At 61.8% G+C, this 19,584-nt stretch carries 16 protein-coding genes; 3 read left to right on the forward strand and 13 right to left on the reverse strand.

What is annotated here, in order from left to right:
- Positions 1 to 602: 602 nt before the first annotated feature.
- The 5 genes from OK411_RS14410 to OK411_RS14430 all read right to left on the reverse strand — a co-directional run bounded on the left by OK411_RS14410 (position 603) and on the right by OK411_RS14430 (position 5,715).
- Positions 603 to 1,112, reverse strand: a complete 510-nt coding sequence (locus OK411_RS14410) for a hypothetical protein (protein ID WP_264365198.1) — start codon at positions 1,110 to 1,112, stop codon at positions 603 to 605.
- An 8-nt stretch (positions 1,113 to 1,120) separates the two neighbouring features.
- A complete protein-coding gene (locus OK411_RS14415) occupies positions 1,121 to 1,636 on the reverse strand; it encodes a hypothetical protein (RefSeq protein ID WP_122706290.1) in 516 nt (171 codons plus the stop codon).
- Entirely contained in the window at positions 1,633 to 2,286 is a 654-nt protein-coding gene (locus tag OK411_RS14420) for a hypothetical protein (protein ID WP_038862158.1), read from the reverse strand. Before OK411_RS14420 ends, OK411_RS14415 begins: the two co-directional genes overlap by 4 nt.
- Before the next feature lie 226 nt (positions 2,287 to 2,512).
- Entirely contained in the window at positions 2,513 to 3,808 is a 1,296-nt protein-coding gene (locus OK411_RS14425; RefSeq protein WP_264365199.1) for an OprD family porin, read from the reverse strand.
- A 203-nt stretch (positions 3,809 to 4,011) separates the two neighbouring features.
- Complete coding sequence (locus tag OK411_RS14430) at positions 4,012 to 5,715, reverse strand: amidase (RefSeq protein WP_264365200.1); 1,704 nt, start codon at positions 5,713 to 5,715, stop codon at positions 4,012 to 4,014.
- Positions 5,716 to 6,023: 308 nt separating this feature from the next.
- Here OK411_RS14430 and OK411_RS14435 point away from each other — a divergent pair, with 308 nt between their 5' ends.
- Together OK411_RS14435 and OK411_RS14440 are read left to right on the forward strand one after the other, a co-directional pair.
- Positions 6,024 to 7,139: an AI-2E family transporter gene (locus tag OK411_RS14435; RefSeq protein WP_016774807.1), complete on the forward strand. Its 1,116-nt coding sequence runs from the start codon at positions 6,024 to 6,026 to the stop codon at positions 7,137 to 7,139.
- 10 nt (positions 7,140 to 7,149) lie between these two features.
- A complete protein-coding gene (locus OK411_RS14440) occupies positions 7,150 to 8,763 on the forward strand; it encodes a mechanosensitive ion channel family protein (RefSeq protein ID WP_071172514.1) in 1,614 nt (537 codons plus the stop codon).
- A gap of 3 nt (positions 8,764 to 8,766) precedes the next feature.
- Here the strand turns inward: OK411_RS14440 and OK411_RS14445 are convergent, their stop codons facing one another.
- The 6 genes from OK411_RS14445 to OK411_RS14470 form a co-directional block, all read right to left on the reverse strand.
- A complete protein-coding gene (locus OK411_RS14445) occupies positions 8,767 to 10,044 on the reverse strand; it encodes an OmpP1/FadL family transporter (RefSeq protein WP_413694512.1) in 1,278 nt (425 codons plus the stop codon).
- An 86-nt stretch (positions 10,045 to 10,130) separates the two neighbouring features.
- Positions 10,131 to 11,633, reverse strand: coding sequence for a glycine betaine/L-proline transporter ProP (gene proP, locus OK411_RS14450; protein ID WP_024013032.1), 1,503 nt, complete (start codon positions 11,631 to 11,633; stop codon positions 10,131 to 10,133).
- Positions 11,634 to 12,011: 378 nt separating this feature from the next.
- The gene (locus OK411_RS14455) at positions 12,012 to 13,310 is read right to left on the reverse strand and encodes a carbohydrate porin (RefSeq protein ID WP_264365201.1); all 1,299 of its coding nucleotides are present in this window, start codon (positions 13,308 to 13,310) and stop codon (positions 12,012 to 12,014) included.
- 97 nt (positions 13,311 to 13,407) lie between these two features.
- The gene (locus tag OK411_RS14460) at positions 13,408 to 15,813 is read right to left on the reverse strand and encodes a glucose/quinate/shikimate family membrane-bound PQQ-dependent dehydrogenase (protein WP_264365202.1); all 2,406 of its coding nucleotides are present in this window, start codon (positions 15,811 to 15,813) and stop codon (positions 13,408 to 13,410) included.
- A 350-nt stretch (positions 15,814 to 16,163) separates the two neighbouring features.
- Positions 16,164 to 17,180 (reverse strand): NADP-dependent oxidoreductase, encoded by a 1,017-nt coding sequence (locus OK411_RS14465; RefSeq protein WP_264365203.1) that lies wholly within the window; start codon positions 17,178 to 17,180, stop codon positions 16,164 to 16,166.
- 55 nt (positions 17,181 to 17,235) lie between these two features.
- Positions 17,236 to 18,024, reverse strand: coding sequence for an SDR family NAD(P)-dependent oxidoreductase (locus tag OK411_RS14470; protein ID WP_264365204.1), 789 nt, complete (start codon positions 18,022 to 18,024; stop codon positions 17,236 to 17,238).
- A 139-nt stretch (positions 18,025 to 18,163) separates the two neighbouring features.
- Between OK411_RS14470 and OK411_RS14475 the strand changes: the two genes are divergently transcribed.
- Complete coding sequence (locus OK411_RS14475) at positions 18,164 to 18,766, forward strand: TetR/AcrR family transcriptional regulator (protein ID WP_206422182.1); 603 nt, start codon at positions 18,164 to 18,166, stop codon at positions 18,764 to 18,766.
- Positions 18,767 to 18,771: 5 nt separating this feature from the next.
- Here the strand turns inward: OK411_RS14475 and OK411_RS14480 are convergent, their stop codons facing one another.
- On the reverse strand, positions 18,772 to 19,173 hold the full coding sequence (locus OK411_RS14480; protein ID WP_225927621.1) for a response regulator transcription factor: 402 nt from the start codon (positions 19,171 to 19,173) through the stop codon (positions 18,772 to 18,774).
- On the reverse strand, positions 19,170 to 19,584 hold a 415-nt coding region (locus tag OK411_RS14485), incomplete at its 5' end, for a response regulator transcription factor (RefSeq protein ID WP_264365205.1). The genes OK411_RS14480 and OK411_RS14485, both read right to left, overlap by 4 nt.

Genomic DNA, 19,584 nt, shown 5'->3' on the forward strand with positions numbered 1-19,584 from the left:
CGGCGGCGGGGTCGAGCCGGGTGGGCAGAGGTAGTGGTCGAGGGCGCGGTCGGCGGCTTGGTGTAGTTTTTTGGAGTCGAGGGATTCGTAGGGGGAGGTGGGGTCGGTTTCGGGTGGGTTGGGTGTTGGTTTGATCATGGTGAGACTCCGTGGTTGATTTAGCCGCCACGGCTCATCGCTAAACAAGTAAAGGTGGCGGCTGTACGCAGGTTAGCGATCCGGGTCACAGAAACCCCGGGTAGACCCGAAGGTCTCCCACGCACAGCCACCATGACATCAAGTGCAGATCGAAAAACGCAATTGAGACTGGGCATTGGTGCGTCTGTAATGAGTCGGATCGCTAAACCCGATCGCTGATTCGTCAGCGACCGCACCACAATAGAACCCGCCCCCAAGGCGCACAAGCCGGCGGATTCTGGCTTGGCTGTAGGCAATGGCGCAAGGATTTGTAGCCTTGAGACCGTGTCCGCAGGTGTCTTTTAAACAGCTTCGTTTAAATCAAAGAATTGCGCCGAACCTGATGGCCTCTTCGCGAGCAGGCTCGCTCCCACATTGCAATGCATTGCGCCGCAGTCCACCGCACCAGCCCACATCACCCAACCTTATGGTTGATACGGAATCAACTTGTCCCGGTCCATTTCCACCAACAACTGGTCGAGCATCTGCCGTTTGTTCTCGACCCCGGGAATCGGCACATACCACGTCATCACGCTCCAGCCTTCGCGGGAGTAGTTGTAGGTTTTGAGCAGTTGGCCATCCTTGAAGACCGAGCCGCGCAGGTTGTCCTGGTAGTGGTAGGGCATCGGGAAGGTGAACAGGGTGAAGACGTTGACCAGCGCCAGCCAGTTGACCTTGTCGTCGCTGGGTTCGGTGATCAACAGGCTGTAGCCGTTGCGGGTGTAACCGCCGTCGAGCATCGAGAACGCGCCGGTCTTTTTCAGGACGCTGACGGTTTCGCGCTGATGCTGCTCGTCGATGCGCGTATACGCCGGCCCCATGCCGAGCGTGACCGGCACGTAGGCCTGATCGGCATGGTAATCGAGCGGCTGCAAGGTGTTGGCGCAGCCGCCCAGCATCAGTGAGGCACAGAGCAGGCCGGCGACTTTTATCATCGCGCGGTTCATTGCGCGACTGCCGGGATCAGCCGGTCCTGCTGCACATCCTGCGCGAAGGCGCGGGCGATGCGGCCGAGGTTCTGTTCGCGCATCTCGCCGCCCTGATCCAGTAGCCAGACGTATTTTTGAGTGATGTTGCGATAGGTGTATTGCTTCAGTCGCTTGTCACCCTGGAACACGGTGAATTCGGTTTGCGTGTCGAATTCGTTCGACAGCGGCAGCAAGAACAACGTCGCGGTGCTCAGCAGAATCACCGGAAACGGCGGCAGGTGACGTTCCACATTGAGTTTGACCTGCACGTTGTACTCGTCAGCTTTACCGCTGCCGGTTTCGATAGTGCGGAACACACCGGTCTGACGCAGGTGGTTGCGCAGGCTGGAGCCGTTTTCCGGATCATCGACCATAACGTGAATCGGCTGCAGATAATCCTGAGCGTCCGTAAGCGTGCGCTCGGGCAAGGTGTTGGTCGCCGCGCAACCGGTCAACAGAGCGGCGGCGGTGAGGGCGATGATTTTTTTCATGGTTTGGCATCCACGGCAATACCCGGAATGGGGCCGGTGAAGATGTAGGGCTGAGCACGGTTGAGGTCAAGTTTCAGCGGTTGCAGCGTTGGCAATCCTGGCGCCAGACGTTGCGCAATCAGCGCATCGCGGGCGTTCTGATCACTCCAGCGGAACGCGCAGAAACCGGCTGTCAGGCAGAACGAGCGGAACTCGCCGATGTAATAGGCCTTGCCGGGTTCCAGGCGCATCGGCAGGTTGAATTTTTCCCGCGCCTCTCTCGAGGTGAAAACAGTGCCTAGCCCAGGTTGATAACGTGCGGAAAAGAACTGGAAATCATAGAACTCGTAATCGCCCGGCTTCAGGGGAAGCACGAATACGCTCGCTGCGCCGACACCGTCCTGAACATCCTGCGGCGTGGAGTAAGCGCCGGCCATTTTCCAGACGCCGGCCGCACCGTATTCGGAACCGCGTTTGCGGAAAAAGATTCGCTGGTTGTCAGCGGCTGATTGCTTGAGTGATTGCGGCCCGATTGAGCCAACGAGATAACTGACTGGCTCGCTTGCCTTGGGTTGCAAGGGTTCGCTGACCCAGGAAGCGCTTTCGGTAATGCAGCCGCTGAGCGTCGCGGCGAGCACGACGGCCGCTCCGAGTTTGAATAGCTGAAACATGTACATCCCTGAATCTGCTTGCGTTGATTGACTACAAACAGGAAGGTCAATCAATGCCTTCCTGGCTTGGCTTTTTATGCGGGGGCGCAGAATAAACGAGGTGATGGCACTTGGCTAGCCGCTGTAGGCGCTGCGGTACGCTGAAATCATTTGATTTTGATCTCAAGGAGCAAACTCAGGGTTTGTGGCCGACGCAGGAACCTGTGGGCGGGTTGATCGTGTTACCTCAAAAACCCAGCGGGTACTGGATGACCACGTAAATCCGGTCAATATCATCGCCAGCCTGTGCTTCGTTGGCGCGGTGGGTGACGTGCGACAGCTGCACCGACAGATCCTTCGCGGCGCCGGATTGCACGACATATTTCAGGTCGATATCGCGTTCCCAGTGTTTGCCGCCGCTGCCTTGTTGCGGTTGATAGTCGCCGCTGTCGGCGTCGAACGGGTTGTAGGCGCCGCCCTTCGGCGCGTGCGTGCCGTCGATGTGGCTGCCGCTGACGTAGCGGGTCATGAAGTTCAGGCCGGGGATGCCGAAGGCGCCGAGGTCGAGGTCGTAGCGGGCTTGCCAGGAGCGTTCGTTGGCGCCGTTGAAGTCGGCGTATTTGATCGAGTTGGCGAGGTAGATCGAGTCGCCGCCGACGAAATCGAACGGCGTGTCGCCATTGATCCGTTGCCAGCCGAGCATCACCGCGTGCGCGCCGAAGCTGTATTTGCCGGAGAGGCTGAAGGCGGTGTTGTCGATCTCGCCGGCCAGTGCGCGGCCGGTGTCGCGGGTGTGGTAGAGGTTGGCGTCGAGCAGCACGCCGGACTGTTTGAAGTGCAGGTTGCCGTAATACTGGTGCCAGGTGTCGCTCAGTTCCGAGGCATACAACGCGCCGCCGATCGGGCTTGAGCTGAACAGATCGGCACCGACGAAGCTGATGCCGCCCGCTTCGGTGTTGGCGCCGTATCCAAAGAAATCGCCTTGGCCGGAAGAGCTGTCCTGGTTCTTGAACGCGGTGAAATGCCCGGCGAGCAGATTGACGTTGTCGAACTCGGCGCTGTTGAGCAAAAAGCCTGTGGCGTATTCCGGTTGCAGGCGTTTGTCGGAGGTGTCGAAGACCGGGGTTTCTACGGTCATTTCGCCGAAGGCGAGGGTGGTTCGCGAGACCTTGAGCTTGAACGCACCGCCAGCGCTGGAATAGTTGTTTTCACTGCGACCATCGCTGTCGACCGGTAACAGACCGGTGCCGGAATGGCCCTTGCCGCCGTCGAGTTTCAGGCCGGCGAAGGCGTGGGCGTCGATGCCGAAACCGACTGTGCCCTCGGTGAAACCGGATGAGAAGTTGCCGATAAAGCCTTGTGCCCACTCCTGTTTGTAGTTTTTCCCGGAGGGCGTGGGCGAGCGGTAGTCGTTGCTGAGGTAGAAGTTGCGCAGCAGGACATCGCTTTTGGCGTCGTCGAAAAAGCCGCTGGCATGGGCGGTGCCGGTCAGACCGCAGAGCATGGCGAGCAGAGTGAGGCGGGAGGGGGCGCGGTTGATCATGGTCAGTGCCGGTGGTAATCAGGATGGCGCTGATGATCGGCGGATTGGCCTGGTAAGGATTGAGCCGGTGTGCTGAGTTGGCAGCCCTCACACCAAACCCTGTGGGAGCGAGTCGGTGTAGTCAGGTAAAACTGTGGCGGCTGTCAGGCCGCCATCGCTGGCAAGTCAGCTCCCACAGTATTTGTGGGAGCTGACACAGTGCATTAAGCCAGCGGCGGTGTACGCGGTGGGATCTGGCGTTTGCTGCCGGTGGATTCGAAAGCGGCGGCGAAGCGCAGCAGGTTCGAGTCGTCGTAGGCGCGGCCGGCGAAGGTCAGGCCGACGGGCATGCCGATGTCGGCCATCACGCCCATGGGCACGGTGACGGTTGGCACGCCGAGGTGGCGGATCGCGAGGTTGCCGTTGGCCACCCAGACGCCGTTGCTCCAGGCGATATCCGCCGAGGCCGGGTTCACATCCGCATCCGCCGGGCCGACGTCGGCGACGGTCGGGAACAGCACGGCGTCGAGGCCAAGGCTGTCCATCCAGTCTTCGAGGTCGATGCGTCGGGTCTGCTCCAGACCACGCAAGCCATCAGGCACGGTTGGGATTTCATTCCACGGCGTGATGCCGTGTTCGGCCATGCGCACGTATTCGTCCATGCCGGCGGCCAGATCGCCTTCGCGGTTGGGCAGGGTGCCAGGGTCGTGCGGGAAGATCTTCGGCCCGTCGACGTCAACCAGACGATTAAGCTTCGGGTCACCGTTGGCTTGCAGGAAGTCGTCGAACGCCCAGGCAGTCAGATCCCACAGTTCATGGTGCAGAAACTCTTTCGACACCAGCCCACGGGTGAACACGGTTGGCGCACCAGGGCGGTCGCCTTCGCAGTTGGAAACCAGCGGAAAGTCGGTTTCGACGACTTCAGCGCCAGCGGCTTCCAGAGCCTGACGCGCCTGTTTCCACAAATCGATCACGGACGCGCGGGTATTGATGCGCTGACCGGTCGGGCCGCCAATGCCGGGGGCTTCGCTGGTGCCAGCGTCCGGGTCGGCATTGATGTACATACGCGGGATGGCGAAGCGTTTGCCGGCCAGGGCTTTGGCGTCGGCGGCCAGTTCACTGTACGCAGCCGGGCGCACTTCGCTGACGCGCGGGATCGGCACCCAAGGTTGCAGGCGCCACAGGTCGCCACGGGTATCGGAGTCTTCGGCGACGACCACATCGAGCACTTCGAGCAGGTCGGCCATGGTCCGCGCGAACGGCACGACGACGTCCATGGTCGGGGTCAACGGCCAGTTGCCGCGCACCGAAATCACGCCGCGCGACGGGGTGTAGGCGCACAGGCCGTTGTTCGACGCAGGGCCACGACCGCTCGACCAGGTTTCCTCCGCCAGGCCGAACGCAGCGAAACTCGCAGCGGTCGCGGTGCCGGCGCCGTTGGACGAGCCGGAGGCGAACGGTGCGGTGAGGTATGCGGCGTTGTACGGGCTTTCAGCGCGGCCATAAACGCCGCGTTGCATGCCGCCATTGGCCATCGGCGGCATGTTGGTCTTGCCCAGGCAGATCGCCCCGGCAGCGCGCAGGCGCTCGATGGTGAAGGCGTCGCGATGGGCGACCAGATCGGCAAACGCCGGACTGCCGGAAGCGGCGGTCAGGCCCTTGACCAGATAGCTGTCCTTGGCGGTGTAGGGAATGCCATCGAGCGGGCCGAGGGTTTCACCTTTGGCGCGGCGGGCATCGGAGGCGCGGGCTTCGTTCAGCGCTTCGGGGTTGCGCACGACGACGGCGTTGAGTGCCGTCGGGGTGTCGGCGCCGTCGTAGGCATCAATGCGCGCCAGATAGGCTTGCACCAGCTCCACGGCAGTGGTCTGGCCGGATTCGAGGGCGGCGCGCAGTTGGGCGATGGAGACTTCGGTGACTTCGATCATGGGGTCACCTGTTGAGCGTGGATGTTTGGGGCAGGGGTATTCATAGCGGTTCTCGTGGCACGGCTTGAAGCGACAAGGTCGGGACTGGCGCCTATTTAACACCATGTTTCCGTTTCCTGCAGTGAGGGGTTGCAAGTGCAACTGTGTGGCGGCTGACCCGCCGCTATCGCTGGCAAGCCAGCTCCCACAGGTTCTGTGTGAATCAATAAAATGCATGCAGACACAAATGCCGCGCCCCACAGGAAGACCAGCCGAACATGTTCTAGGCTCAGCGCATCCCGAATGCTGCACCGCTCAGGAATGTTGCCATGGAAGATAAGCCGCTGATTGCCTTCAACAGTTCCAAAGCCTTGCTCGACGTACTGATCCGCGCCGGGTTGATCGCGACCCTGGTGCTGTTCTGCTACGACATTTTCCATCCGTTTCTCAATGTGATGCTGTGGGCGCTGATCCTTGCGGTCACGCTGTACCCGCTGAACCAGAAGCTCGGCGCCAAACTCGGCAACCGCTACGGTTGGGCGGCGATTGTGCTGGTATTGCTGGGGCTGGTGATCCTGATGGTGCCGCTGAGTCTGCTCGGCGCATCCGTGGCCGATTCGGTGAAGGTGGGCATGCAAACCGTGGAAGCGGGGCAGTTCGAGATTCCGCCGCCGCCCGCCAATGTCGCCGACTGGCCGCTGATCGGCGCGCCGTTGTATGGCATCTGGATGCACGCTTCGCAGGACCTGAGCTGGGTATTCAAGGAGCTCGCGCCGCACCTGACCAGTTGGGGTCGGGTGCTGTTGCATCAGGCCGCCGGCGTCGGCGCAGGCATCGTGGTGTTTGTCGTTGCACTGATTGTCGCCGGACTGATCATGACCCACGGCGAACGCGGCCATCGCACGGCGGTGGCGATCACCACGCGGATTTCCGGCCCGGTGCGTGGCCCGCAGATCGCGCAACTGTGCACCTCGACCATTCGCGCGGTGGCGCAGGGCGTGGTCGGTATCGCCTTTATCCAGATGATCCTGATCGGTGTGGCACTGGTGATCATGGGCGTGCCCGCTGCCGGTGTGCTGGCGTTGATGGTGTTGCTGCTGGGCATCATGCAACTGCCGGTGCTGTTGGTTACCGTGCCGGTGGTGGTGTTCGTCTTTGCCCATGATGGCGTCGGCCCCGGCACGATCATCTTCGCCGTGTGGATGGTGATCGCCGGGCTTTCCGACAACGTGCTCAAGCCGATGTTGCTCGGGCGTGGCGTGGCCGTGCCGATGCCGGTGGTGCTGATCGGCGCGCTGGGCGGCATGGTCACCAGCGGCATCATCGGCCTGTTCACCGGGCCGGTGATCCTGGCGGTCGGTTATGAATTGTTCATCGGCTGGGTCTATCAACCGGCCGACGTCAGCGAAGTACTGGACGAAACCTCTCACGACAATCAGCCATAAGGAACGGCGCATGCGTAACAGGCTGATGGTGCTGGCGATGCTGCTGGCTGCAACACTGTGGTCCGGGCTCGGCCAGGCACTGGAAGACACCACGACAGCAACGGACGAAGCGGTAGAACTGAAGGTGGCCAACCGCAGCATCATGCTTTTTCGCGCGACCATTCTTGGCGAGGCGCCGGCCTCACGGGTCAAGCGGGCGAAGCGGGTGATCAGTGAAGCGCTGGAGGAAGACCCTGAGCTGAAGATCAGCACTGATTCGATCCAGAACAGTTACATGGTGCTGATCGGCAATACCCGTGCGTTCATCGTTGCACCGAAAGACGTCGACAGTCTGGCCTATTCCTCGGTGCAGGAAGCTGCCGAAGGCGCAGCGGAAAAACTGCGCCAGGTGGTCAACGAAACCCGTGAGGCGCGTAACGTGCAGATGATTGTGCGTTCGCTGGCGCTGGCGGCGGTGGCCACGCTGATCTATCTGGCGCTGCTGTGGTGCCTGTCATGGCTGCGCCACAAGTTGTTGGCGAAACTGCCGGCGCTGATGGATCGCCACACCAAGGCGCTGAAGGTCGGACGGGTGCAACTGATCGATTCGAATTTTCTCTACCCGTTGGTCAGCCGCTGTCTGTTGTTCCTGCGCTGGTTGCTGATCCTGCTGCTGTCCTACGAATGGCTGGGTTTTGTCCTGTCACGCTTCCCGTATACGCGGCCGTGGGGCGAAAGCCTCAACAACTATCTGGTGGAACTGGCCGGTTATCTGTTGCAGGGCATCGTCGATGCGATACCGGGGCTGGGCGTGGCGCTGGCGATTTTCTTTATCGCCCGGGGCGTGACCGCATTTACCCGACGCATCCTGCGCCGGATGGCCGCGCCGGGGACGTTCAGTTGGCTCAACCATGAGACCCTGCAACCGACGCAACGCCTGACCGCGCTGGCAGTCTGGCTGTTTGCGCTGGCGATGGCTTATCCCTATCTGCCCGGCGCCGGGACCGATGCGTTCAAAGGCTTGTCGGTGCTGATCGGCCTGATGATTTCCCTTGGCGCCACCAGCGTCGTCGGGCAAGCGGCGGCCGGGTTGATCCTGACCTACACGCGGACTTTGCGCCCCGGCGAGTTTGTCAGGATCGGCGAGTACGAAGGCACTGTTACCGAGCTGGGCATGTTCACCACGCGGATTCGCACCGGCCTCGGTGAAGTGCTGACGCTGCCCAACTCGATGATCACCGGCACCGTGACCAAGAACTACTCGCGCACCGTGCAAGGTCCTGGGTACGTGGTCGACACGGTCGTGACCATCGGCTACGACACCCCGTGGCGTCAGGTCGAAGCGATGTTGCTGGAGGCGGCCAAACGCACGCCGGGCGTGCTCGAAGACCCGCCGGCGCAGGTGTTTCAGACCGCGCTGTCGGACTTCTATCCCGAGTATCGCCTGGTGGCCCAGGCCATCCCCAGCCAGCCGCGCCCGCGTGCGGTGTTGCTGAGCATGCTCCACGCCAATATTCAGGACGTGTTCAATGAATACGGCGTGCAGATCATGTCGCCGCATTACCTGGGCGATCCGCAGCAGGAAAAACGCGTGCCGCCGGAGCAGTGGTTCACCGCACCGGCGCAGGCGCCAAAGGATGAGTGACCCCTAGAAACGCCAGACCACGCCGCCGCCCAGCACATGCAGGGCGGCGTTTTTGTATTCGCCGGAGACCGAGCCGCCGGAGCGCGTTTTGGTCTGCTGCACGTCCATGTCGCCGAGGTAGATCAGCGTGTAGCTCATGTGCACATCGACATCGTCCTGCAACGCATAGCTGACCCCGGTCGCCAGGCGCCACGCTTCGTTCATCGGGTTGTCGACGGTGCGATCCTTGTCATCTACTGCCGAGGAGTCGTAACCGAGGCCGACGTTCCAGCGCAGTTTCGGGTTGATCTGATGCTGCGCGCCGATCGAGGCATGCCAGGTGTCCTTGTATTGCCGCTGCGCCGTTCTGGAAGTCGAGCCCAGGCCGGTATCGACTTCCACGCCGACCTTGCCGAAATCGCTCCAGTCCTGCCAGCCGAGGCTGCCGAGCAGCGTCCACTGCGGATCGAGCTGGTAGGACACGCTGGTGGTGACGGTCTGCGGCACGTTCATGTCGACGTTCAGCTGATCGGCGTCAAGACGGTTGAGCGCCAGACGCAGCAGCGGATTGGTGATTTTCTTAAGCTCGGGTTTGTCTTCGAATTTGAGCTTGATCTTGCTGGTCCAGGCCAGCCCGAGCTTCGTGCGCTCGTTGAGGTTGTAGAGCACGCCGACGTTGGCGCCCGTGCCCCAGTCGGTGTCCTTGTAACGCAACTGACCATCCTCGGCGTTGCCCAGACCGAGCACGTTATTGTTGACCGCCACTTCGGTGCGGAAGTAGCCAAGCATGAAGCGCGGGCCGAGGCCGACGGACAGGTCGTCGGTGATCTTGTAGGCATAGGTGGGCTGGAATGACACACCGATAATGGCCGACTCCTGAGCGAAATAGCGCCCGGCCCAGTCATCGTCGTAGTCCAGCGCCAGACCGAAATTGCCGTACATGCCGAAGCCGATCGAGGAGCGCTCATCGAGTTGATGGCTGATGAAGAAGCTGGAGCCGGGCAGGTACTTCAAGGCGTTGCCACCTTCGTTGCCGCCGAAGGTATTGGCGTTGTCGCGGGAGAAGCTGACGTCGCCGAGGATCAACTGCGCGTTGAAGTTGATCTGCGTGCCCGCCAGTTGGCTGATGCCCGCCGGGTTGGTCATCAGAATGCTCGGGTCGCTGGCCATGACCGCAGAGCCGGCGTTGGCCAGCCCGGTGCCTTCGTGGCCGGCCTCGTAAATCATGATGCCGCCGGCTTCGGCCTGGAGGCTGGCGAAGAGCAATCCGCCAGCGACCGAACTTTTCATCAGCTTGAACATGTGAACTCCTTGAATGGCATGCGATCCGGTTTCAAGGCTAGCTCAAGCTCGGCGCGGCGTCGGACCGATTGCCGACGCCGCACTGATCAATCGATGCGCGGATGCTGGAGCGCCAGTTCCTTGCGCTTGGCTTCCAGCGCGGCGATTTCGGCATCGATGTCTTCGATTTTCTGCTCGATATTGTCGTGGTGTTCCTGCAACAGCTCCTTGGCCTCTTCGAGGTCGGAAGCCGCCGGGGCCGCGCCGCGCAGGGGCTTGTTGGCGGTTTCCTTCATGGTCACGCCAGTGACTAGTCCGACCACGGCGATGACCATCAGGTAATACGCAGGCATGTACAGATCGTTGGTGCTTTCCACCAGCCAGGCCACGGCAGTCGGGGTCAGACCTGCTATCAGCACCGAGACGTTGAAGGCACTGGCCAGCGCGCTGTAGCGGATGTGCGTGGGGAACATCGCCGGCAGGGTCGAGGCCATCACGCCGATGAAGAAGTTGAGCAGCACCGCGAGGATCAGCAGGCCGGAGAAGATCAGGCCGATGCTGCCGCTGTTGATCAGCATGAACGCCGGAATGGCGAAGATGAACAGGCCAATGCTGCCGACGACGATGAAGGGTTTGCGGCCGATCTTGTCGCTGATGAAACCGATCAGCGGCTGCACGAAGAGCATGCCGACCATGATCGCGATGATGATCAGCACGCCGTGGTTTTCGCTGTAGTGCAGGTTGTGCGTCAGGTAACTCGGCATGTAGGTGAGCAGCATGTAATAGGTGACGTTGGTCGCCGCTACCACGCCGATGCAGGTCATCAGGCTGCGCCAGTGTTTGGTTGCGACTTCCTTGAACGACACCTTCGGGCCACCGGCGAGGCCTTCGCGGTCGCCTTGTTCGAGTTTTTCCACGTGTTGCTGGAACGCCGGGGTTTCTTCGAGGGCGTGGCGCAGATACAGGCCGATCATGCCCAGCGGCAGGGCGAGGAAGAACGGAATCCGCCAGCCCCATTCTTCGAAGCGCTGTTCGCCAAGAATCGTCGAGATCAGCACCACCACGCCGGCGCCGAAGACGAAGCCGGCGATCGAGCCGAAATCCAGCCAACTGCCGAGGAAGCCGCGCTTACGGTCGGGCGCGTATTCAGCGACGAAGATCGAGGCGCCGGTGTATTCGCCACCGACCGAGAAACCTTGGGCCATTTTCGCCAGCAACAGCAGGATCGGCGCCCAGATGCCGATCGAGGCATAGGACGGAATCAGGCCGATGGCAAAGGTGCTCAGGGACATGATGACGATGGTCGCGGCGAGGACTTTCTGCCGTCCGTATTTGTCGCCGAGCGCACCGAAGAACAAACCGCCAAGCGGACGGATGAGGAAGGGCACGGAGAAGGTCGCCAGCGCGGCGATCATTTGCACGCCGGGATCGGCGCCGGGGAAGAAAACCTTGCCGAGCACATAGGCGACAAAGCCGTAGACGCCAAAGTCGAACCATTCCATGGCGTTGCCCAGTGCGGCGGCAGTGATCGCCTTGCGCATCTTGGCGTCGTCGACAATGGTGATGTCTTTCAAACCGATCGGTTTGACGGTGTTCTTGCGTGATTTCATTGCGCTGTTCCCGCTCGCTGATCCAGATTACCGCTGCGATGCCATCTCCATGATGGCGCCGGCTCTTCTGGCTCAGATACATGCAGACACGAAATAATTCACCGATGGGCTGGAATTAATTTCCTGCCCGCCGCAAATCCTCTGCATCCCGCTACGGCAGCGGCGAATCCAACTCTCCGACCTGATCCAAACCTCCTGTGGGAGCGAGCCTGCTCGCGAAGTCGGCGCTACATTCAACATCGCAGTCGCCTGACCCGGCGCTTTCGCGAGCAGGCTCGCTCCCACGGTGGTTTTGTGTTTTGCAGAGATTTTGCGCACGCCGCCAATCCTGTAGGAGTGAGCCTGCTCGCGATGACGGCAGCCCTTTCACCACAAGGCTTAAAGCGCAGCCTTCACCTGCAACCCCACCACCAGCGCATTGTCGATGTCCTGCCCGGAAAACGCCCCCGGTTCGATGATGTATTGCAGGTTCGGGCGCAGGGTCAGCCATGGGGTGGCCTGGTAGCCGTAACCCAACTCGATCAACTGCTCGGCGCTATCGAGGTTCGGAAACGCAGCACCATTGGCCAGCGCGGCATCCTGCTGCACATCGCGGCTGCGCGGGTTTGGCACGGCGCGGCCGTAGCCCAGCGCCAAGGTGTCACGCGGGCGGCCTTCCAACGGTTTGTACAAAACCACGCCGGTGCCGTACCACTTGCTGAACGGCGAGGCGGCTTCACTGGCCGCCGAATACTGACCGAAAGCATGCAGGCTGCGGCCTTCGGAGGTCGGCGAACGCCATACGGCCTGGTCGATCAGCAGATAATGCCCGCCACGCCCCGACACCTCGTCGTCGCTGCCAATGCGTTTGACGTCGGAGCTGTCGTAGTAATAGCCGAGCTTGTACTCACCCGGCAGCTCGCCGGCGTGTTTGTACACCAACTCGATCGGCACGACGGTGCCGGTGGTGTGCTTCGGCCCCAGATGCCAGGCGCGGCTGGAATTGCCGTTGCTCTCGGGGTCGACGTTGAACGCCGCCACACGCAGCTGCCAGGACGGCGACAGGTCGTATTTGACCCGCACGCCCAGACGAGCGTTGGGGTAGTTGGTCCAGCCGCTGCCGCCGGACATGTTCAGCGGGTGACCGCAGAAACCGGCGTTCATGAAGTTGCACAGAATGCCGCTGTCGAGGCCGCCGAGGTCGTTGCCCATGGCCATGTAGCCGAGCTTCACGTTCAGCGCCGGGGTGAACAGGCTGCGCTCATAACTCAGTTCAGTCAGGCGCGTGTACAGGCCGCCGTAGTTTTCCTGAATCGGCAGGCGGTTGCCGACCAGATCTTCCGATGCGCTGTTGCCGCGTCGGTCGTTGATGGTCAGTTGCACTTTGCCGGCGTTGTCGACGCCGTAGAGTTTGCTCAGATCAAACTGCACGCCGAGTTTGATGTTCTGCGAGTAGCGCGCCGAGCGGTGCAGGCCGCCGTCGGCGTTGTAAGCGGTTTCGCCGCTGTAATCGCCAGTGAACTTGATGCCGTCTTCATCGAGTTGATGACGCAAGCCGCCCCAGTCACCGGTCAAGGTGCTGCGGGTCAGCAGATCGGAATCGCTGGCGGCCAGCGCGGGGAGGGCAGTGGTGCAGCTCAGGCCCAGCAACAGGCCATTGGAAAGCGTGGTACGAGAAAAGCGAACAGCCGATGACATGTGAATCCTTCCTGCTGAAATCTTTAACGCAATAAAACGGCGACGCGGTGCTTTGGGGCACCGCGCGCTTGGAGGAGGTTGGTGGTGCGGCAGCGAGTTACGGCAGGGCGTAGGCCATCACGTAATCGCCCCGATCGTTCGACTGGCGTGCGCCGCCAGCGGTGACGACGATGTACTGCTTGCCGGTCTTCGGCGAAACGTACGTCATCGGGCCGCCCTGGCTGCCGACCGGCAGACGGGCTTTCCAGACTTCTTCGCCGTTGCCGCTGTTGAAGGCGCGCAGGTAGAAGTCCTGGGTGCCGGCAATGAAGATCAGGCCGCCCTGGGTCGACAGGGTGCCGCCGAGGGTTGGCAGACCGATCTTGATCGGCAAGTGCATGCGGATGCCCAGGGGACCGGTGTCTTCAACGGTGCCGACCGGAACCTGCCATGCGACTTTCTGGGTCTTCATGTCGATCGCGGTCAAAGTGCCGAACGGCGGCGCCTGGCACGGAATGCCGGCCACCGACAGGAAGCGGTTCTTGTTCACCGCGTACGGCGTGCCTTTGAGCGGCACAGCGCCCATGCCGGTGTTCAGCGCTTCGCCACCGCCAGCGGCCTGGCCTTTGTTCTGCGACGGGATCATCTGGATCCACAGACCCAGGCGCATGTCGTTGACGAAGATGAAACCGTGCACCGGGTCAGTGGAGATGCTGCCCCAGTTCATGCCGCCCAGCGAACCCGGGAAGCTCAGCGATTTGTCGGTACCCGGCGCGGTGTACAGACCGTCGTAGCGCATGCTCTTGAAGTCGATGCGGCAGAGCAACTGGTCGTACGGCGTGGCGCCCCACATGTCCGATTCGGTCAGGTGCTGCGCGCCGATCTGCGGCATGCCCACGGATTTCGGCTGAGTCGGCGAGTACGGCTCGTTAGGGATGTTCGCGGCTTTCACCGGTACTTCCTTGACCTCGGTCAGCGGCTTGCCGGTGGCGCGGTCGAGCACATAGATCTGCCCGGCCTTGGTGCCGATGACCAGCGCCGGAACGCTTTGGCCGTCCTTGTCGAAGTCGATCAGGCTCGGCTGCATCGGCAGGTCGAAGTCCCACAGATCGTTGTGCACGGTCTGGAACACCCAGCGTTCTTCACCGGTGCTGGCGTCCAGCGCGAGGATCGAGGCGCCGTACTTGTGGTCCAGTTCGCTGCGCTCGACACCATAGATGTCGGTGGACGAGCTGCCCATCGGTAGGAATACGGTGTTGGTCGCCGCGTCGTAGGACATCGGCGCCCAGCTGTTCGGCGTGCTGCGCACGTAGGTTTTGCCGTCGGCCGGTGCGTTGCGATCCTGCGGGTTGCCCGGGTCGAACGCCCAGCGCATGGTGCCCGTGATTACGTCAAAACCGCGAATCACACCGCCTGGCATGTCGCTTTGCACGTTGTCGGCAACACGACCGCCAACCACCACGGTGGTGCCGGCCATCAATGGCGCGGACGACAACTGATAGTAGCTGTCCGGAACATCACCCAGGCCGGCCTTCAGATCGACCTGGCCGTTGTTGCCGAAACCCTGGCAGAACTCGCCGGTGTCGGCATCGACCGCGATCAGGCGGGCATCGATGGTGTTGGTCAGCAGACGACGCTGGCAGTTGGCGGCCGGCTCGGGTTTGGCTTCGATGATCGGCGAATTGGCTGGCTGCGCGATGGTAGCGGTGCGATCGAAATAGGCCATGCCACGGCAACGCTGCCAGACTTTCGACTGGGCGTTGATCTGGTTTTTCCAGATTTCCTTGCCGGTGTCGGCATCCAGCGCGATCAGGTTGTTGTGCGGGGTGCAGATGAAGACTTTGTTGCCGACCTGCAGCGGGGTGAGCTGGTCTTCGGCGCCGTTGCCATCGCTCTCGGCGACGTCACCGGTGTGGTAGGTCCACGCGACTTTCAATTTGTCGACGTTGTTGCGGTTGATCTGATCGAGCGCGGCGAAGCGGCTGCCACCTTCGGTGTTGCCGTAGTGCGCCCAGTCTTTCTGCGCCTTGGCCGGCTCGACCGGAGTCAGGCCCGGGCCAGTGCCAGTCGCGGCAACGGTTGGGTGGGCGACGAACATGTTGCCCGCCGCAACGGCCACACCGACCGCGAGCACAGCGGCCACGGCATACGCGCCACGACCCGCCTCGCGGCCACTGGCACGCGCCAGCAGCGGGTAGACCAGAGCGACGACCATACCGATCGCGCTGAACATGAACAGCCGCGAGAACACCGGCCAGAACACCAGCCCCGCGTCAGCCACGGCCCAGATCGCGGTGGCCACGAGAAATGCGCCGAACAGCCAGGCGCCTGCAGTTTTCTTCAGTGCGATCAGCACCCCGGAAACGGTCATCGCCAGACCGCCGACCAGGAAGTACCAGGAACCGCCCAGGCTGACCAGCTTCACACCGCCGGCCGCGAGCGCCAGACCGAGCAGGGCGATGATCCCGCCAAGGCCGACCAGAATGAACGTTGAAACGCCTGAGACGCGTTGACTGTGGTTCACATTGAAAGTCCCGTTTGAATGAAGCGCGGGATTATAGCGGTAACTAACCATTCAGTTAACCGCAGTTTTGCCATGAAAACGTGCACTTGTGTGAATCAAGCGTGGTGCAGGATGGGCAAAATGCAAGTTGAGAGGGGTTTCTCGACGTTTCAGCGGGGATGGCGAGTCAGGCTTGCAGTTGCAATGCACATATACAAACACCGCGCTGAATTCACCCCTCACCCCAGCCCTCTCCCCGAGGAGAGGGAGCTGATTTGTGGGCTTTTTGGGATATATGTTCGACTCGGTATCTCAGGTCGGCGTCACCCGCGCATTCAGCTCGGTCAGTTCCTTCTCCCTCTGGGAGAGGGTTAGCGTGAGGGCGTTTTAGGATCGATCACGATGGCAACCTTGCCCTTAGCCCGACCTTGTTCAACGTAGTGCAACGCGTCAGCTATCTGATCGAACGGAAAAATACGATCAACCACCGGTTTGATCACTCCTGCCTCAATCAACGCAGTGATTTTGTGCAACTGGATGCCATCGGCACGCATGAACAGAAACGAATAACCCACCCCACGCTTGCGCGCCTTGCGCCGAATACCACTGCTGAGCAGACGCATGACCAGCCCCAGCAGCCAGGACAAACCCTGCTCCTGAGCGAACTGCGCAGTCGGCGGCCCTGACAGGGAAATCAGTTTCCCGCCCGGTTTCAACACCTTTAACGATTTCTCCAACACATCGCCGCCGAGGCTGTTGAGCACCACGTCGTAGTCGCGCAGCTCAATGGCGAAATCCTGCTGCTTGTAATCGATCACCACATCAGCGCCCAGCGCCTTGACCCACGCGACATTCGCCGTGCTGGTCGTAGTCGCAACAAAAGCGCCGAGGTGTTTGGCCAGTTGAATGGCGACCGTGCCAACGCCACCGGAGCCGGCGTGAATCAGCACTTTCTGGCCTTTTTGCACGTTGGCGACTTCGACCAGGGCCTGCCACGCGGTCAACGCCACTAGCGGCATGCAAGCCGCCTCGGTCATGGCGAGATTGGCGGGTTTTAACGCGATCGCTTGTTCGTCGACAGCGATGCGTTCGGCAAACGTGCCAATCCTGTTTTCAGGCGCACGCGCATAAACCTCATCGCCCGGCTTGAAACGCTTGACCGCCGCACCGGTGCTGAGCACCACGCCGGCGACATCGTTGCCCAATATCAAAGGCATTTGATAGGGCAGGATCATCTTGAATTCGCCGCTGCGAATCTTCAGATCCAGCGGGTTGACGCTGCTGGCGCGCACTTCGATCAGCACGTCGTGCGCGCCGACCTGCGGTTCCGGGATGTCGCCGATCCGGCCGTTCTGCTTGCCGTAGCGCTCGATGAAAAATGCCTTCATTGCGGATGCTCTTGTCGGTAGAAACCCGCCGGCATAGCGGCGGGTCTGGATGAGGTCAGGCCTGAGTCAGATAACGTTGCGCCACCGCCGACTGGCGGATCTGCGCCAACAGGCCTTGCCGCGCGGCTTGCAGGGCATCCCAGCGCTCGCCTTCGTGCAGCGGCGGGATGGTCACGACTTCGCGACGGTCGAAGCCGACCAGCGCGGCGTCGACCATGTCGCCGACTTCCATGATGTCGGTGAGGGTGTTGATGTCGATACCGGCGCGGTCCCAGATTTCCGTGCGGGTGGCCGCAGGCAATACGGCTTGCACGTACACGCCTTGTGGCGACAGTTCCAGGCTCAGGCCTTGGGAGAGGAACAGTACGAACGCCTTGGTCGCGCCATACACCGCCATGCCGAACTCCGGCGCCAGGCCCACCACCGAGCCGATGTTGATGATCGCGCCGTCGCCGGCCTTGGCCAGACGCGGGGCGATCGCACTGGCCAAACGCACCAGCGCCGTGGTGTTTAGCGCGACCAGTTGCGCCACGCTGTCGGTGCTCTGCTCGATGAAGGTACCGGACTGCGCCGCGCCGGCATTGTTGATGAGAATGCCGATGCGCGCGTCGTCACGCAGACGCGCCTCGACGGTTTGCAGGTCGCTCAGTTGCGTCAGGTCGGCCTGTAGCACTTCGACATTGACGTTGTGTTCAGCGCGCAAACCGGCAGCAAGGGTGTCCAGGCGCGACTGGTCACGGGCGACCAGCACAAGATCGTGCCCGCGTTGGGCGAAACGTGCGGCGTAGACCGCGCCGATGCCGGTGGAGGCGCCAGTGATCAGAACAGTAGGGCGAGTAGTCATGGTGTGGGCTCTTTGTCAGTTGAAGACTGATTGCGGGTCTTTAGGATGATGATCGAAATCTAACCTGTCAACGGTTTTGATTATGGCCAACATCTATGTATCATCGGCCGATGAATTTTCAGCGCTGGAGGTATTCAACATGCGCGTATCCAAGGCTCAGGCTCAGGCCAATCGCGAGCACATTGTCGAAACCGCTTCAGTGATGTTCCGCGAACGCGGTTATGACGGGGTCGGCGTGGCTGACCTGATGGCGGCCGCCGGTTTTACTCACGGCGGTTTCTACAAACACTTCGGCTCCAAGGCCGACCTGATGGCCGAAGCGTCGGCCAACAGCCTGGCGCAGTCCACGGCCGCCGCCGAAAGCATGAGCGTGCAGGATTTCATCGACGTGTACGTGTCGCGCGAGCATCGTGACGGCCGTTCCACCGGTTGCACCATGGCAGCGTTGTGCGGCGATGCGGCGCGGCAGTCCGGGGACGTGAAAGCGGCGTTCGCTGAAGGCATCGAGCGCACGTTGCAGACGCTCGGCGAGAGATACCCGACGGCAGCGGATGCACCGCAAGGTGAGGGCAGGACCCGGATGATCGACCTGCTGGCCCGCGCCGTCGGGGCGATCATGCTGTCGCGCGCCTGCCCGGATGACTCGGCGCTGGCCGATGAGATTCTGGCGGTGTGTCACGCTTCGATGACTGAGTCGCTGCCCGCGATCGAAACTGCGGAAGAAGCCACGCAGGACAGCTGAAGCGATCAGTGCTGGCGGTGCAGGGCCTTGTCGAGTGCCGCCAGCAAAACCTCTTCTTCGAAGGGTTTGCACAGGCATTCAAACGCCTGGTAATGCCCGGACTCAGCCAGCGCCGCCTCGTCCCAATGGGCGGACATGCAGATCACCGGAAACTGTCGCGGCAGTTGGCGCATCACGTCGATGCCGGACAGGCCGGGCATGCGCAGATCCAGCAGCAGGCAGGCGATTTCGGCGAAGTCTGCTTCGGCGAGAAACGCTTCGCCACTGGCATAAACCTGCGCGCGATAACCGACCGAACGCAGCAGATTCGACAGGCTTTTGCGCACCGACGCGTCGTCATCGACGATGCAGACAATCGTCGGTGGGGTGTTTTCGATCGCCGTCGGGCGACCCGCCGGGGCGCTCACGACAGGCTCGATGGGCCAGGCGAAGGCGCAGCGCTGATCAGTCCGTAGAGTTCGACGAGGTTGACCAGCGAGCGGGTCTGCATCTTCGCCATGATGTGTTTGCGATGAACCTTGGCGGTCACTTCACTGGTGCCCAACTGGTTGGCGATCTGTTTGTTCGACAGACCGCCGACGATCAGCGGCAGCACCTCGCGCTCACGCGGTGTCAGTTGCGCCGCCAGCTGCCGCACGTGCTGAACCCGTTGCCATTGATTGAACGCAGTCGCGGCGTGTTGACGGGTGCTGCGCAGAATGCCGAGCAGTTCATCGTCATTGAATGGCTTGGTCAGAAACTCCACCGCGCCGGCCTTCATCGCCTGCACCGACATCGGAATCGTGGGGGGGGGGGGGGGGGGGGGGGGGGGGGGGGGG

Origin of the sequence: Pseudomonas sp. RG1, from assembly GCF_025910115.1 — a bacterium.
GTDB lineage: Bacteria > Pseudomonadota > Gammaproteobacteria > Pseudomonadales > Pseudomonadaceae > Aquipseudomonas > Aquipseudomonas atacamensis.